11 protein-coding genes and 1 other RNA gene are annotated in these 15,872 nt (G+C 39.1%); 9 read left to right on the top strand and 3 right to left on the bottom strand.

Annotation, left to right across the window (positions count from 1 at the left end):
- Positions 1-4: 4 nt before the first annotated feature.
- Positions 5-1,531, top strand: coding sequence for a DHA2 family efflux MFS transporter permease subunit (locus FTT88_RS08525; RefSeq protein ID WP_180004273.1), 1,527 nt, complete (start codon positions 5-7; stop codon positions 1,529-1,531).
- Positions 1,532-1,601: 70 nt separating this feature from the next.
- Here FTT88_RS08525 and glpK read toward each other — a convergent pair whose 3' ends face one another.
- Positions 1,602-3,086 (bottom strand): glycerol kinase GlpK, encoded by a 1,485-nt coding sequence (glpK, locus tag FTT88_RS08520; RefSeq protein ID WP_180004275.1) that lies wholly within the window; start codon positions 3,084-3,086, stop codon positions 1,602-1,604.
- A gap of 128 nt (positions 3,087-3,214) precedes the next feature.
- On the opposite strand from glpK, the gene ssrA reads away from it, so the two are divergent.
- From ssrA to FTT88_RS08500, 4 genes are all read left to right on the top strand, one after another.
- Positions 3,215-3,574: a transfer-messenger RNA gene (ssrA, locus tag FTT88_RS08515) on the top strand.
- A 71-nt stretch (positions 3,575-3,645) separates the two neighbouring features.
- Positions 3,646-5,214: a type I restriction-modification system subunit M gene (locus FTT88_RS08510; protein ID WP_180004277.1), complete on the top strand. Its 1,569-nt coding sequence runs from the start codon at positions 3,646-3,648 to the stop codon at positions 5,212-5,214.
- Complete coding sequence (locus FTT88_RS08505) at positions 5,214-6,371, top strand: restriction endonuclease subunit S (protein WP_180004279.1); 1,158 nt, start codon at positions 5,214-5,216, stop codon at positions 6,369-6,371. The genes FTT88_RS08510 and FTT88_RS08505 overlap by 1 nt, the downstream gene beginning before the upstream one ends.
- A gap of 530 nt (positions 6,372-6,901) precedes the next feature.
- On the top strand, positions 6,902-9,865 hold the full coding sequence (locus FTT88_RS08500) for a type I restriction endonuclease subunit R (RefSeq protein WP_180004281.1): 2,964 nt from the start codon (positions 6,902-6,904) through the stop codon (positions 9,863-9,865).
- 151 nt (positions 9,866-10,016) lie between these two features.
- On the opposite strand, the gene FTT88_RS08495 is transcribed toward FTT88_RS08500, so the two are convergent.
- Entirely contained in the window at positions 10,017-10,211 is a 195-nt protein-coding gene (locus FTT88_RS08495) for a hypothetical protein (protein ID WP_180004283.1), read from the bottom strand.
- Positions 10,212-10,670: 459 nt separating this feature from the next.
- On the opposite strand from FTT88_RS08495, the gene sbmA reads away from it, so the two are divergent.
- The 4 genes from sbmA to FTT88_RS08475 all read left to right on the top strand — a co-directional run bounded on the left by sbmA (position 10,671) and on the right by FTT88_RS08475 (position 14,841).
- On the top strand, positions 10,671-11,867 hold the full coding sequence (sbmA, locus tag FTT88_RS08490; RefSeq protein WP_180004285.1) for a peptide antibiotic transporter SbmA: 1,197 nt from the start codon (positions 10,671-10,673) through the stop codon (positions 11,865-11,867).
- A 467-nt stretch (positions 11,868-12,334) separates the two neighbouring features.
- A complete protein-coding gene (locus tag FTT88_RS08485; RefSeq protein WP_180173867.1) occupies positions 12,335-13,306 on the top strand; it encodes a hypothetical protein in 972 nt (323 codons plus the stop codon).
- Positions 13,307-13,401: 95 nt separating this feature from the next.
- Positions 13,402-14,247: a hypothetical protein gene (locus FTT88_RS08480; protein ID WP_180004289.1), complete on the top strand. Its 846-nt coding sequence runs from the start codon at positions 13,402-13,404 to the stop codon at positions 14,245-14,247.
- A gap of 147 nt (positions 14,248-14,394) precedes the next feature.
- Positions 14,395-14,841, top strand: a complete 447-nt coding sequence (locus FTT88_RS08475; RefSeq protein WP_257223052.1) for a hypothetical protein — start codon at positions 14,395-14,397, stop codon at positions 14,839-14,841.
- Positions 14,842-14,948: 107 nt separating this feature from the next.
- On the opposite strand, the gene FTT88_RS08470 is transcribed toward FTT88_RS08475, so the two are convergent.
- Entirely contained in the window at positions 14,949-15,527 is a 579-nt protein-coding gene (locus FTT88_RS08470; RefSeq protein WP_180004293.1) for a DJ-1/PfpI family protein, read from the bottom strand.
- Positions 15,528-15,872: the final 345 nt, after the last annotated feature.

Here is a 15,872-nt window from a genome sequence, read left to right as displayed (position 1 = left end):
CCCTATGAATCAGCAAATGCAAATGACTGACCTAAAAGGTGGTCGTCTGATTATCGCTGCCTTGGTCTTGGCATTGGCGAACTTTATGGTTGTGCTCGACATGACCATTGCCAATGTATCTGTGCCGCATATTACCGGTAGCCTTGCAGTATCGGCATCCCAAGGGACATGGGTCATTACCTCCTATGCTGTGGCAGAAGCGATTTGTGTGCCATTAACCGGTTGGCTCGCTGGACGCTTTGGTTCTGTACGGGTTTTTGTGATCAGCCTGTTTGGCTTTACAGTATTTTCGATACTGTGTGGTTTATCGACCAGTTTGGAAATGTTGGTGTTTTGCCGAATTGGGCAAGGCTTGTTTGGTGGCCCGATTATGCCACTGAGCCAAACGTTGTTAATGCGCATTTTCCCTCCTGAAAAGCAATCCCAAGCCATGGGGATGTGGGCAATGACTACCGTCGTTGGTCCCATTTTAGGTCCAATTTTGGGTGGTACGATCAGTGATAATTTATCTTGGCATTGGATTTTCTTTATCAATATTCCTGTCGGGATCGGTTGTGCTATCGCAGCGATGCGCTTACTGAAAACGGCTGAAACTCCAACGCAGAAATTGAAAATAGACCGCGGTGGCTTACTGCTGTTGGTGTTGTGGATCGGTGCCTTGCAATTGATGTTGGACTTAGGCCATGAGCGAGATTGGTTTAATCATCCATTTATCGTGGTGTTGGCACTGACGGCATTTGTCGGGTTGATCGTTTTCACGATTTGGGAGTTGACTGAACGGCATCCAGTGGTGAATATACTGCTGTTTAAGTACCGAAGTTTTACCATTTCGGTCTTGGCTTTGGCCTTTGGTTTTGGTGCCTTCTTCGGCAGTATTGTCCTGATTCCGCAGTGGTTACAGATCAACTTGGGCTATACCGCAACGTGGGCAGGCTATCTCACCGCAACGATGGGCGTCGGTAGTCTGACCATGTCGCCAATTGTTGCGAAGCTTGCAACCAAATACGACCAACGTGCTTTGGCGAGTTTTGGTTTAAGTATCTTGGGCGGAGTAACTCTTATGCGGGCCTTTTGGACCACGGATGCGGACTTTATGGCTTTGGCTTTACCGCAAATATTGCAAGGTTTTGCCGTTCCATTTTTCTTCATTCCTTTGTCCAATATGGCCTTGGCATCTGTACTGCCACAAGACATGGCATCTGCGGCAGGTTTGATGAACTTCTTAAGAACCATGGCAGGGGCAATTGGAGCCTCGATTGCAGTAACCATTTGGGATGATCACACCAAAGTCGCACGCAGTGAAATGGTCAGTAATTTACATGTTACTGAGGTACAAAACACCTTGGTGAATAATGGAATGAGCTCAGAAGCTGCTTTGGGATATATCTCCAGTTTGGTGGATAAAGAAGCCTTAACGCTTTCAGCCAATCATGTGTTTTTAGTACTGGCGGGTATATTTATATTCGCTGCACTGATCATTTGGCTCTGTCCACGACCTAAAGCAGGTGTGGGTGGTGGTCATGCACACTAAATAACATCAAGCATAAAAAAACCGCTCGAATGAGCGGTTTTTTATTGCATACGGCGTTGATTGAAAAAAATCAAAGATCCGAGCGCGCCCGTTTGAGTGCAGATTGCCACTGAGCCAAATGAAATTCACGTTGATCGGCATTCATTTTTGGTTCAAAAGCACGTTCTAATTGCCATGAAGCGGCAATTTCATCAAGATTTGAAAACACACCCGCTTTGAGTCCAGCCATCGCGGCAGCACCCCATGCAGTTGATTCTAAAAGTTTAGGACGCAGTACAGGCACATTTAAGATATCGGCCTGAAATTGCATCAGCATATCATTGCTACTGGCACCGCCATCGACCCGGAGTTCTTTAAGTGGACTAGACAGGTCTGACTGCATGGCGGTCAATACATCCGACACTTGAAAGGCAATGGCCTCTAAGGCGGCACGAGCTATGTGGGATTTATTTGTACCACGTGACATTCCACAGAGGAGGGCACGGGCATCACTATCCCAATGCGGAGCGCCTAGCCCAGTAAAGGCAGGAACCAGAACCACGCCATCGGTGTGTTCAACTTGGCACGCGAGTTTTTCAACATCACTGCTTTTTTGAATAATCCCTAAACCGTCTCGCAGCCATTGCACGATTGCGCCAGCCATAAACACACTACCTTCAAGTGCATAATGGGTTTGACCTTGAGCTTGCCATGCAAGTGTTGAGAGTAATTTATTATGGCTATATTGAACTTCAGTGCCGGTATTAAACAACATGAAACAGCCTGTACCATAGGTGTTTTTTGCTGTTCCTGCTTCAAAGCATGACTGTCCAAATAGCGCAGATTGCTGATCACCTAAAATGCCGGTAATGGGAATGTTTGCGCCAAGTAAACCTGTAGCGGTATCTGCAATATATTCATCTGAACTAATGATTTTAGGAAGGACTGACAGAGGAATATCAAATAATTCTAAGAGTTCTTCATCCCAAGCTTGTTGCTGCAAGTTCATTAGCATGGTTCGTGAGGCATTGCTGGCTTCAATCACATGCTCTGCACCTTGTGTCAGGTTCCACACCAACCAACTGTCAATCGTGCCGAAAGCCACATGACCTTGCTCTGCGAGTTCACGTAGACCTTGAGTGTGTTCTAATAACCAGACCAATTTCCCAGCACTAAAATAGGGGTCGATACGTAAACCGGTCTTTTTGTGAATGAGGTCATTGAGGTTTTGTTGAGTTAGTTGCCCACACCACTCGGTTGCACGGCGGTCTTGCCAAACAATTGCAGGAGCAAGTGGTTGACCTGTGCGTTTATCCCAAACCACAGTGGTCTCACGTTGATTGGTCAGGCCAATGGCTTTGATGTCTTTGGCAAGGATACGAGCAGAGGCGAGCGCTTGTTGCACGACGGCAATTTGAGAGCTCCAAATTTCTTGAGCATCTTGTTCCACCCAGCCTGAATGTGGAGTTTGAATGTGGGTTTCCCGTTGAGCTGTAGCTTGAACTTGTCCATGTTCGTTGAAAATGATCGCACGACTTGAAGTCGTTCCTTGATCGAGTGCCAATAAATAGCTCATATATTTTTCTTTTGCGGTCTTGAAAAATAAAATATTAACGCAATTATGTAATTAAGCGCAGATCAATGTGTAATTGTTTCGAAATTGCATCGCAATTTTTTGCAGTTATGCTATGATGACGCTACTTTGGGGATGTTTCTGGCTTCGACGCTGGTGATGAAACTCATAGATGCATGTCGAGAGCGCATTTTCTCTCGTAAATCAAATTTGCATATTTTAGTCGCAAACGACGAAACTTACGCTCTAGCTGCCTAAGGGCAGTTTGTCCGCATCCCTGAATACTTGTGGTTAGGGGTCCCGACTGAAGCGAACGCACACAAGTCCGTATAAGATCAAGCCTTGGGGTCTTGTACTAAATCTTAAAGGATCGCGATTTGTACCCTGTTCGTCGGGTCACAAAGAGCTAAATCAATAGACGATATCTAAGCATGTAGTATTCTCGAGCGTAGTGCTGGCGGACGCGGGTTCAACTCCCGCCATCTCCACCAAAATTCAAAAAAGTCGAACCTTCGGGTTCGGCTTTTTTTATGATTAATTAAAAACATTTTTTGGTACAACAATGACTCAAGTCCAGCTTCAAGAACTGCAAAAACAACTCTGGAATATTGCCAATACTTTGCGTGGTAAAATGGGGGCAGATGAATTCCGCGATTACATTTTGGGCTTGATCTTCTACAAATATTTGTCTGAAAAAATTCAAAATAATGCCAACGAAATTTTATCACCTGATCAAATTAAGTTTGCAGAATTGGTTGAAGATACTGAAATTAATCAAGCATATTTGAGTGCTGTTCGTGAAGAATGTCTTGCCAGTATGGGCTATTTCTTAGCACCACAAGAATTGTTCCATAGTATGGCAACATTGGCTCGAGCAAAAAAATACATTTTGGATGATGTAATTAAAACCCTTAAGGCAATTGAGCAAAGTACATTGCGTACAGATGCGGCCGATGATTTTTCGCATTTGTTTGAAGACATGGATTTAAGTTCGACCAAGTTAGGAAATACGCCTGATGACCGTAATGAGTTGATTAGCCGTGTGATCGTACATTTAGACGATATTAATTTTGATCTGTCGAATACTGAGTCTGATATTTTAGGCGATGCTTATGAATTTCTCATTGGTGAATTTGCTTCAGGTGCTGGTAAAAAAGCAGGTGAGTTTTATACACCGCAAATGGTTTCGACTTTGCTTGCAAAACTTGTCACCTTAGGTAAAGAACGTCTACGCAGTGTATATGACCCGACTTGTGGTTCAGGATCTTTATTGCTACGTGTAAAGCGTGAAGTCGGCGATGTGGACGCGATTTACGGTCAAGAAATGAATCGTACGACATATAACTTGGCACGTATGAACATGATTTTGCATGATGTGCATTATTCAAAGTTTGAAATTAAGCAGGAGGATACTTTAAAACGTCCACAGCATATGGAACTGAAATTTGATGCGATTGTAGCGAATCCACCATTTTCGGCAAAGTGGTCTGCGAGTGAGTCATACTTAAGCGATCCGCGTTTCCGTGATTTTGGCAAGTTAGCTCCAAGTTCTAAGGCCGATATGGCGTTTTTACAGCACATGCTTTATCAGTTAGATGAAAATGGGACTTTGGCGATTGTACTGCCGCATGGAGTTTTGTTCCGTGGTTCGAGTGAAGGGCATATTCGTAAGCATCTAATTGAAAAGTTAAATGTGATTGATACGATTATTGGTTTGCCTGCCAATATTTTCTATGGCACGACTATTCCAACCTGTGTGTTGGTGTTGAAGAAAAACCGTGAGCATAGCGACAATATTTTATTTATTGATGCGAGCAATGAGTTTGAAAAGCAAAAGAATCAAAACAAGCTCTTACCTGAGCATTTAGATAATATCGTTGGTGCATTTGAAAACCGTCAGAATATTGAAAAATATGCATATGTAGCGAGTCTGCAAGAAGTTGCTGACAATGATTTCAATTTGAATATTCCTCGTTATGTCGATACTTTTGAAGCGGAAGCTGAAATTGATTTAGATGCAATAGCGAAACAGCTTCAAGCCTTAGAGGTTGAAAGTCTAAAAACTGATGCAGAAATTTCTAAGTTTTGTGCAGAACTCGGCATTGATTCACCTTTTGCGGAGGTGAAGTAATGGCTTCGCCTAAATTGCGGTTTAAAGAGTTTGAGGGGAATTGGAGCAAGAAAAGATTAGATTCTTTTCTTGAGCGTATATCTAATCCAGTTAATGTGGTAGGTACTCAAAATTATGTACAAATCGGAATTCGCTCCCATGGTAAAGGTATTTTTCATAAAGAGTCAGTAACAGGTAAAGAACTTGGTAATAAAAGAGTTTTTTGGGTAGTGCCAAATGCTCTTGTAGTAAACATTGTATTCGCTTGGGAAAGAGCTATCGCTGTTACATCAGATAAAGAAAATGGATTAATTGCTTCACATCGTTTTCCAATGTATGCACCCAAAGATGGCTTATCTGATGTTAATTTTTTACGCTATATGTTTATAACAGATAAAGGGCAAAGTTATTTAGAATTTGCTTCACCAGGTGGTGCAGGTCGAAACAAAACTCTTGGGCAATCAAATTTTGCAGAATTAAAGATTGATTTACCAACTGCTGAAGAACAAACCAAAATCGCTTCTTTCCTTTCCGTGGTGGATGAAAGGATTGGTCAACTGAGCCAAAAACATGAACTACTGAGCCAATATAAACAAGGCATGATGCAAAAGCTGTTTAGCCAGCAGATTCGTTTTAAAGCGGATGATGGGAGTGAGTTTGGGGAGTGGGGGAGTACATGTATTGGCGATGTATGTAAGATTACTACAGGTAATAAAGATACTCAGAATAAAGTAGATGACGGTAGTTATCCTTTTTTTGTGCGCTCTCAAACAGTTGAAAGAATTAATTCATTTAGCATGGATACGGAAGCAATTTTGACATCTGGTGACGGTGTGGGAGTTGGGAAAAACTTCCATTATATTGACGGAAAATTTGATTTTCATCAGCGAGTTTATTGTTTATATGGATTTTCTGAAAAGATGATTGGTAAATATCTCTACATTTATTTTTCTAATTATTTTTATGATCGGGTCAAAAGGTTGTCAGCAAAGAACTCTGTCGATTCTGTACGAATGGATATGATTTCAAAAATGGAAATTAAATTTCCTTGCCTAGAAGAACAAACTAAAATCGCTAATTTCCTATCAGCTATTGACCAAAAAATTGCAGGTGTAGCACAGCAAATTGAACAAACTAAACAGTGGAAAAAAGGCTTATTACAGCAAATGTTTGTCTGATTGTTATATGGTTTTATAAAATTCCTGCATTTATCCAAATGCGGGAATTTTTTTATTTAACTGATGTTACGCACATAAAAGTAATTTCGCATTTTTAAAATGATTTTTAAGCCTATTCGACGGAGTCTTGCATCTAGGGTTTGAATAAAGGGATTAGCCTTCGGCTGGAGGTACTTTTGTTTCGGCAAAAGTACCCAAAACCATTGTCATCCGCAAAACTCGTTCACTACCGTCAAATTATTCAATAAATATCGCAAAAACATTTTTGATTAGAAGTAGTCCTGTCTCAAACACTTGCGGATGACGTTACCGCGTATCGTTCATTTATTTGAATCAAATGGCGCTTCTGATGTTACTGCGTAACATCAGTTATTTAAGAAAGTACTGAAGGATTCCTAAAAGAAAAAACAGTGATCTGTATCATCAGTTTAGATGTTTATTTGATGAATTTAAAAGATTGAAAAATATAATAAATCTATTAGAATCAAAAGATATACATACCAATAGTTAAAAACTGAGCAGTATTATAAATGTCGACCCAAAAAGAACTCGAACTCGAAAACCAATTTATAGCGCACTTAACAACGTTAGGGTACGAGCGTGTTCAGTACAGAAACGAGGCAGCCTTACTCGCAAACTTAAAAAATCAAATAGAAAAATTTAATGCACTGACTGCACCACTCACACATGAGCAATGGGAACAGGTGTGGAATTACCTGAGCAGTGAACATACGATTTTCGGCAAAGCCAAACTATTGCGTGGTTCATACCAGCTTAAACATGATGACGGTACGACCCAAACACTGCGATTTTTAAGTGATGATGCAGAAAAAAATATTTTTCAAGTGACTAACCAAGTGACGGTTCAATACGGTGAGAGCGGTACAGAAACCAGCCGTTTTGATGTCACGCTATTGATCAACGGCTTTCCCTTAGTACAAGTTGAACTCAAACGCAGTGGCGTAGAAATCGCACAGGCGTTTCACCAAGTGCATAACTACAGTAAAGACGCCTATACATCTGGACAAGGTCTGTTTGGATACATCCAGCTCTTTGTCATTAGTAACAGCGTAAATTGCTTATATTATTCACATGGCACTCCATTGTTTGATTTTACATTTCCGTGGGCAGATGAAAACAACAAAGCAATTAATGATTTGAGTAAATTTACCGAAGTATTTTTAAACGCAGCACATATTACGAAAATGATCAGTAAATACATCGTTCAGCATCAAACCAATGAATGCTTAATGGTGCTACGACCTTATCAAGTCTATGCAGTTGAAAACATGATTCAGCATGTGAAAACCTCAACCGATCATGCTTATATTTGGCATACAACGGGTTCGGGTAAAACCCTCACGGCATTTAAAGCCAGTGAAATCATGCGTCAGTTGCCTGAAATAGAAAAAGTTATCTTTGTCGTGGACCGAAAAGACCTCGATAATCAAACCACTAAAGAGTTCAATGCCTTTGTTCCCGACTGCGTAGACCAAACGACCAACACCAAAACATTGGTTGAGCAGCTCATCGGTAAACGGCTGAACTCACGAAAAAATGAAAGCAATATACTCACAGATAAATTGGTCGTGACGACCATTCAAAAGCTGAATAACGCAATTACACTCCCTAAATTCAGAGAATTGATCGCTGATTTGGCAGATAAAAAAGTCGTATTTATTTTTGATGAATGCCACCGCAGTCAATTTGGTGATACTCACCAAAATATCAAACGCTTCTTTAAACAGGCGCAAATGTTCGGTTTTACAGGCACGCCTATTTTTCCTGTGAACTGTCAAAGCATTGGTGGCGTGAAATACACCACAGAATATCTATTCCCTAAACGATTGCATAAATATGTGATTGTCGATGCGATAGCAGATAAAAATGTTTTACCATTTCAAATTGATTACGTAGGACAATTTACCGCTCATCAGGTGAATGCAGGTGATGAAAAAATACAAGGCATCGATACTAAAGAGCTGTATGACAACCCTGAGCGCTTAGAAAAAATTGTACGTTATATTTTAAAAAATCATGACAAAAAAACGGCAAAACGCGAATTTTGTTCAATGTTTTGTGTCAGCTCAGTAGATGTCCTGCTTCAATATTATGCAATATTTGCCAAAGTCCAAGCAGAGTTGGTTGCAGAAGCGGACAAGAAGGAAGAAATTTATACCCCTTTAGTGATTGGTACGATTTTTTCTTTTGGAGCGCAGGACACGACAAACGACGCCAATGACTCCACAACAGGTACGATTTCTGAAGACGAACTTGAACAGCCGAGTCAAGTTGATATGGGGCGTAAAGCGCAACTTGAACGGATCATTGCAGAATTTAATACGCGCCATCTGACTAGCTATAACTGTGACGAAGGATTTTATGAATATTATAAAAATCTAGGTGATCGCGTTAAGTACTTCAAAGTCCCTAAACCACCTAAAGAAGTTGGGGAGTTGAAAGGTCCGCCAATTGATTTGCTGTTGGTGGTGAATATGTTCCTGACAGGTTTTGACTCATTGCCACTTAATACGATTTATGTCGACAAGAACTTAAAATATCACGGTTTAATTCAGGCTTTTTCGCGTACAAACCGTATTTATAAGCCAACAAAAGCTTTTGGCAATGTCGTGTGTTTTAGAAATTTAAAGCAGGCAACAGATAAAGCTCTTTCTACTTTTGCAGACGACCAAAATTTTGAGCAAGTGATTGTGCCACCGTTGGATCAACAATTAGCAGAATTTAATAAGTGTGTTAGTGAATTAAGAAAAATAACACCTGAGTGTCAGTCAGTAGATGATCTAAAACTCGAAAGTCAGCAGTTGCAGTTTATTCAAGCTTTTCGTGATGTGATTCGTCTACATTCACAACTGAAAATGTATACAGACTTTGATGTTGATAAAGCAGTTATAGTGCCGCAAGAACTTGAAGACTATAAATCTAAATATAAAGATTTGTATGACAGAATAAATAAAGGTACAGCAGTTGAAAAAAATTCAGTGCTACGTGACGTGAATTTTGCTTTAGATTTTATTATTAGTGATTATGTAAATCAGGATTATATTTATACATTATTAAATATGATTGCTGCTGCGCCACCATCCTCGATTCAAAGGGCTAAACAGCAGCAACAACTCCAATCTTTACTCAGTAATGACCGAAAAATGTATAAAAAAATGGATTTGATTCAGAAGTTTATTGATGAACAAATGCCACGAATGCTGAATGGTCAAAGTGTTCAAGATGCATTTAAGCAGTTTTGGGATGCAGAAAAACAGCAAGCCTACGATGTTTTTTGTAAAGATGAAAATCTTGTGATGGATGAGTTTAAAAAAGTGGTTAAACGATTTGATTTTACTGAACGTTTTCCGCACGCACATGAAATTCGTCCATTGCCAAAAAACAAGCCTTCAGCACTGGTGAGTAAAGTCTATTTTGAGGGATTGCATCAGAAAACCAATGCGATTTTAGAAAAATATGATTTACGGATTTAAACGTTAAGCTAAGTTATGAAAAATATTTGCTTAAAAGGAGGATTCTTTTTTTATGGAATTTAAGAACCTTATCCTGTTTATTCAATAATTGTATGATTAAATTTCTTAGAATAAATATGATTTAAAAACAAATCACAAAGTGAGGCGAAAATTAAATTTCGCGCCAAACTTCATTCTTATCTTTCAATGAAATCACAAAGTTAAATTTGTCATCATTACTTACCAAAAGGCCTTCTGGCGTTTGCATAATCACTTTTAGAACGGTACCAGTTTCAAAAACCAAAGGACTGCAATTTTCTTTATTTAATGTAATTGGTTTGAGTAATTCAACAATTGCACTTTCCATTTTACTTCCCCAAGCATAGGTTGTTAATTGAACTTAGCATATTATTGGTGAAGAAACATGTTTTGTAAATGACGTGAGCTACATCGCAGAAAATATTTTAGAGAATTCCATAACTTAAGTTTAAATAATGGTTAAATAAATTATGGTTTTTAATCTATTGATATCAAAAAATAATTTTAAAATATGACAAACTTTTTAACTGTAATTATATGTCCTAAGATGCGTCTTTTGTTCCACAAACAATGACCAGATCATCAAAAGGGCATGATTAATAATGAATTTAAGGTGAACTTCAGTTTTCATGCTTAAGCTAACAGAATGATGTGTCGTCTTGTATTTGATTGTTAAATTTCAGATTAAACAGCGTTAAATATTCAATCTGAACAAGAAAATTAATGAAATAAAACTTATCATCAGCAACTCAAACTAAAAACAAAGATTCAGGGAAATGTAGGACTAATGTTTAAATCTTTTTTTCCAAATCCAAAATGGTTTTTTGGATCATTCCTTATATGGTTCATAATTAATATCGCCTTATGGTATAGCGGTGGTCATAGTTGGGGGACGATGTTCGGTTTACCTGCAAATTATCATCTTGCAGAGTTGCCAATTGCTGTCAGCCGATTTTGGAGTCCCAAATTTTTATGGTTCTATGTTTGGTTTTTTGTAGCAACGGCGCTTTTTGCAGCCTTTTGGAAGATCAAATCAGATAATCCTTGGCAGCGATGGTCAGTGTGGGGAACCGCACTTATTCTATTTAATGTTTGGTTTAGTGTGGAATGTAATGTCGTGATCAATGCTTGGTATAACCCATTCTATGACCTGATCCAGAAAATGCTTTCAGGTGGTGGGGGCGAAGTGACGATGCTATATTCTGAGATACTGACTTTTCTCTATGTGGCCATGGTGTATGTCACACTGGCTGTATTGAACCTGTTTTTCGTCAGTCATTATGTTTTTCGTTGGCGTACTGCAATGAATGACTTTTATACTGCGCATTGGGAAAAACTGAGAACCATCGAAGGTGCCTCACAGCGTATTCAAGAAGACACGATGCGCTTTGCAAAAACCACAGAAGGACTTGGGGTTAGCTTAGTTGAATCGGTGATGACCTTAATTGCATTTCTACCTGTGCTGCTAACTTTATCAACACATGTAAAGAAATTACCTGTCGTGGGGGAAATCGCCTATGCATTGGTTTGGGCGGCAGTCCTTTGGGCGGTTTTAGGGACGGTTATTTTAATGCTGGTGGGTTATAAACTACCGGGTTTGGAGTTTAATAATCAAAAAGTCGAAGCGGCATATCGTAAAGAGTTAGTTTATGGTGAAGATCATGCAGATCGAGCAGACCCTTTCACATTAAAAGAATTATTTACTAAAGTTCGTTTTAATTATTTTAGACTGTATTTCCACTACGCTTATTTCAATCTGGTTCGTATTTGGTACATGCAACTGGATAATATTTATGGATATTTTATTTTGTTTCCAAGTATTGCTGCGGGAACAATTACGCTCGGTATATTAATGCAAATTTTAAATGTCTTTGGGCGTGTACGTGATTCTTTCCAATACCTGATTTCCTCATGGACAACCATTATCGAATTAATGTCTATTTATAAGCGCTTAAGAGCATTTGAAGAAAAAATTAACAATTGAGTTTATAAAGTCATAAAAAAACCTGCAATAAAATGCAGGTTTTTTTATGGCTTTAATTTTAAGTTAATATATTCAAATAAAATCAATAGATTAACATTTTTAGATGAGCTGTTTTTTTTACTCGATTCCATATTGTCGCTCGAATCCTAGATAAGCCTAGTTTTATATCATGATTAATAATAGAGGCTTGTTCTGATGACAGATTTGATAAGCACATAGCGATACATAAATGCTTGCGAAATAACCTAAAAGGGAACGATGATGACCGTTCACCAAGGATAAACAAATACACTTAAATAAAATGTGAAATTCATCAAATTAAAATGAACAACATATGTATAGATCTCAAACGTATGCGATTTTAGTGATTAAATTTTTAAAAATAATAAATAAAATCAAGATTATAAAATTGTGAAAGGCACTAAATTACGCTATTTTTTAAGGGTGAAATTTTTGAGATTTTTGCTGTGAATTTAAAGGCAATTTTATGGGTGGGGAGTATTGGATTTGCATTACATGGTTGTACCACCATGCAGAGTTTAAACCCAAATTCATTTAATCATTATGCATCACCACAAGAAGTGATCAATCAAAAAGGGCTTAATAGCGCAAATGGCAAGGCGAAAGAATACGTCTATGATTGGGGACCACAAAAGAAAAATATGGAAGCAGAATCGCTCATACCCAAGCAAAATATGAGCAGTTACTGCCAAGCCAAAAATGGCAAATTTATTCAACTGAATAAAAGCAATTTGAACCAAGTCAAAAATGCATGGAGTCGTAAATTATTAGCGACCTATAGCAGTATAAAACAGAGCACAGGTGTGTTTCAGTGTAGTCAGGCAGATGGACAACGTTGGATGGTTGCTATTGAACCCGTTTCAGAGCGTAAATCAAATGACCGTTCTGAAACCCGCTTAGTGAGTTTGTATACAGCAATTATTGGACCCGAAGAACGTCGCAAAAACTATAATAAACAAGAAGAAACTGTAGCTAAAAAAGCCACACCAAGCAAAGCAAAAGTAACGACAACAAAAAGCAATGCGAAAGATGAAGCAAAAAAAGAAGTAGAGACTAAAAAAGAAACCAAAGCCAAAGAGCCTGAAAACAAACCTATAGTGAAACCAGTTGCTGAAACATCTCAGCAGATACAAATGCGCTTATATGTGAATGCACGACGCGATCTGAATGCCGGAAAAAACCAAGTCACCGCTTGTAATAATGCACAGCGCGCTTATAGCTATGGCAAATTAAATGGTGCAAATGCCAATAGAGCCTATGCTGAATCAGGTATGCTCGTTGCAAAATGCTTAACCTCAGTGCCTGCATATAGCAAAAGTTATCCAAACGCCAATGCAAGAGCAAAAGGCATCCTACAAAACTTAGCGACCAACTATAACCACGCAGGGGCAAAAAATATGTTGAATCGTATGAAATAAACTTCAACAGGATAAAAGCCATTTGGGGAAATAAGCTTTTATCCTGATCCAATGATGTACTCAGATAAAATTTTAAAAAATAATAAGGAAAAACCATGAGTTCAGTAAATGAAACTTATTTTAATGCACCATTATTTGACCGAGAATTAACAGAGATTACAGTCAATATCGAGCAAACACCCTTCTTTTTGAATGATCGTGGGCATCCAACATATTTAGCATCACTTGGGGCAGGAATTCATTTAATTACCGAGTCAGCCACCAATGCGAAAATGACGATGGGAAATCCCTACGATGTGCCTTCCGAAATTTCGACTAAAATTACCAATTGGGGGGAGCAAACGGAGCTTGAATTTGAAGGGCAACACTTCGAGTTTATGCCATTGGTTGCGACCAGAGAAACCGCTGCAGCTTTTGGTATCACCTTAGTTCAGGCAGGTGAAGCGATTCAGATTCATTCAAATCAAAAACGACTGTCAGAGATTCAATATGAATACGGCATGATGGCAGGTCATTGTTTTGCCTATCTAGATGGCGGTAAGCCTGACTGTAGTGGAAAAACCTTATTTCCTTATGTGGCTACTGATTTAGAACACCATGATTTTCCGCATATATTTAGCGCGACCGATCGGGATCAATTGCCACTCGTCATCTCAGTAGGACGCTATTTTCCAAATCTAGGCAAGATCTACTTGGCAGATTTATGGGTCAATCCGGGAGATGCTTTATACATTCCTGCGAAACCAAAATATTTGAATCCTGAGTTTATTGACCTACATAATAACCGTAATGCAGCACTTGCATGTTGGCGAGGGGATAGCAATAAATCGACATTGACCACCCATAGTTTGCTCGATACCCATGGACATTTTTATTGGTATTGGAATAGAAGGCCAACGATTCATCCTCTCATCTATGCACCGACTAGCAAAAATGAATAGTTGAGTTACACAGACCAAACAGCAAATACAGCACTTCATGATACAAAGGTGACTTAAGTTTTGGGAGTTTGGTCTATGGCTTACGGTTTATCTAAAAAAATACATCTACGTTTTTCCCGACCAGCAGGTTTGGCTGTATTGACGCTCATGATGCTCGGGACGACTCAGGTGAGTTTGGCGAGTCCGACGGTCGATCAGCTCAGTCAATGTTTAGTGAAATCGACCACTGCGGCGGATAAAACAGCAGTTTTACAATGGACTTTTTCAGCATTGGCAGCGCATCCAGATTTAAAACAATACAGTAATGTCAGTGATGCGCAAAAAACGCAACTCGATAAAAATCTAGCTCAAGTGATGCAGCGAATTTTGGTGGAGCAATGTTCTACGCAAACGCAGGCTGTAATTAAAGCCGACGGTCTACAGGCTGTAGGCGAAAGTTTTCAAGAACTTGGTAGTATTACAGGCGATGAAATTTTAAAAAAACCTGAAATTAAACAACAGTTACAGGGCATACTGCGTTATGTAGATTTAAATAAATTGGTGACCAAATTTTTAACGCCAGAGCTTTGGAACAAGTTGGGCGTGGTTCGTTAATTTTATTTTGAGTAAATAAAAAATGCTCCTTTTATACAAGGAGCATTTTTATGGATTCAACTTAAATGGATGATGATCCAATTTGCTTTAGTTTGGTGGCTAGAGCATTAAATGGTAATCGTTGCGCCTAATGCTTTAACAAACTGGGCCATCCATGCAGGATGAGCAGGCCATGCAGGTGCAGTAACTAAATGACCATCGGTCACTGCATCCGTGACTGCAATATCTGCATATTGACCACCAGCCAGTTTAACTTCGGCGGCACATGCAGGATAAGCGGAACATGTACGGCCTTTCAGTACATCGGCTGCTGCCAAAATTTGCGCACCATGACAAACCGCTGCAATCGGTTTTTTCGCTGCGTCAAATTCGCGTACGATTTCAATCACACGTGTATTCATACGTAAATATTCAGGTGCACGACCACCCGGAATCACTAAGCCGACATAGTTATCTGAGTTAACTGCATCAAAGTCATAGTTAATGGCAAAGTTATGACCGCGTTTTTCGCTATAGGTTTGTTCACCTTCAAAATCATGAATCGCTGTGGCAATGTTGTCACCGGCTTTTTTGTCAGGGCAAACGGCATGAACGGTATAACCAAGACCAACTAAAAATTGAAAAGGTACCATTGTTTCGTAGTCTTCAGCATAGTCGCCCACGAGCATAAGAATTTGTTTTGACATGATGTAACCCTCTGTTGAAATATGATTTATATCAATTTTTCATTTACCTTAGCATATTGAAATGACAGTTTTAAGCAGGCTGTAAATTCTTTAGTTGTATATTTTTATCTGGATTTATAAAAGTTATAGATGGTTATAGTTCAAATTATGATGAGTTTAGTAGGCTAGATGCTATCAATTATTAATGACTTTGGTGTTTTTCACATAGCTTTAAAAAGTTAAATATTTACCTCTCCCTTGTGCAGCAGTGCTGTTCATCTACTAAATGGAGAGGTAAGTAACAATCCATAACGGTATTAAATTAGCAATGGAAGCACCTTCTCCCACTGGGAGAAGGCGGGGGTA

It is taken from the genome of Acinetobacter sp. YH01024 (genome assembly GCF_013420195.1).
Taxonomy (GTDB): domain Bacteria; phylum Pseudomonadota; class Gammaproteobacteria; order Pseudomonadales; family Moraxellaceae; genus Acinetobacter; species Acinetobacter amyesii.
This window is presented reverse-complemented; position numbering and strand designations above follow the sequence as displayed.

Bases quoted from the DNA above. Each gene is read 5' to 3' on its own strand.
- FTT88_RS08525 (WP_180004273.1), top strand. From the start codon at position 5: ATGAATCAGCAAATGCAAATGACTGACCTAAAAGGTGGTCGTCTGATT.
- glpK (WP_180004275.1), bottom strand. From the start codon at position 3,086: ATGAGCTATTTATTGGCACTCGATCAAGGAACGACTTCAAGTCGTGCG.
- FTT88_RS08510 (WP_180004277.1), top strand. From the start codon at position 3,646: ATGACTCAAGTCCAGCTTCAAGAACTGCAAAAACAACTCTGGAATATT.
- FTT88_RS08505 (WP_180004279.1), top strand. From the start codon at position 5,214: ATGGCTTCGCCTAAATTGCGGTTTAAAGAGTTTGAGGGGAATTGGAGC.
- FTT88_RS08500 (WP_180004281.1), top strand. From the start codon at position 6,902: ATGTCGACCCAAAAAGAACTCGAACTCGAAAACCAATTTATAGCGCAC.
- FTT88_RS08495 (WP_180004283.1), bottom strand. From the start codon at position 10,211: ATGGAAAGTGCAATTGTTGAATTACTCAAACCAATTACATTAAATAAA.
- sbmA (WP_180004285.1), top strand. From the start codon at position 10,671: ATGTTTAAATCTTTTTTTCCAAATCCAAAATGGTTTTTTGGATCATTC.
- FTT88_RS08480 (WP_180004289.1), top strand. From the start codon at position 13,402: ATGAGTTCAGTAAATGAAACTTATTTTAATGCACCATTATTTGACCGA.
- FTT88_RS08475 (WP_257223052.1), top strand. From the start codon at position 14,395: ATGATGCTCGGGACGACTCAGGTGAGTTTGGCGAGTCCGACGGTCGAT.
- FTT88_RS08470 (WP_180004293.1), bottom strand. From the start codon at position 15,527: ATGTCAAAACAAATTCTTATGCTCGTGGGCGACTATGCTGAAGACTAC.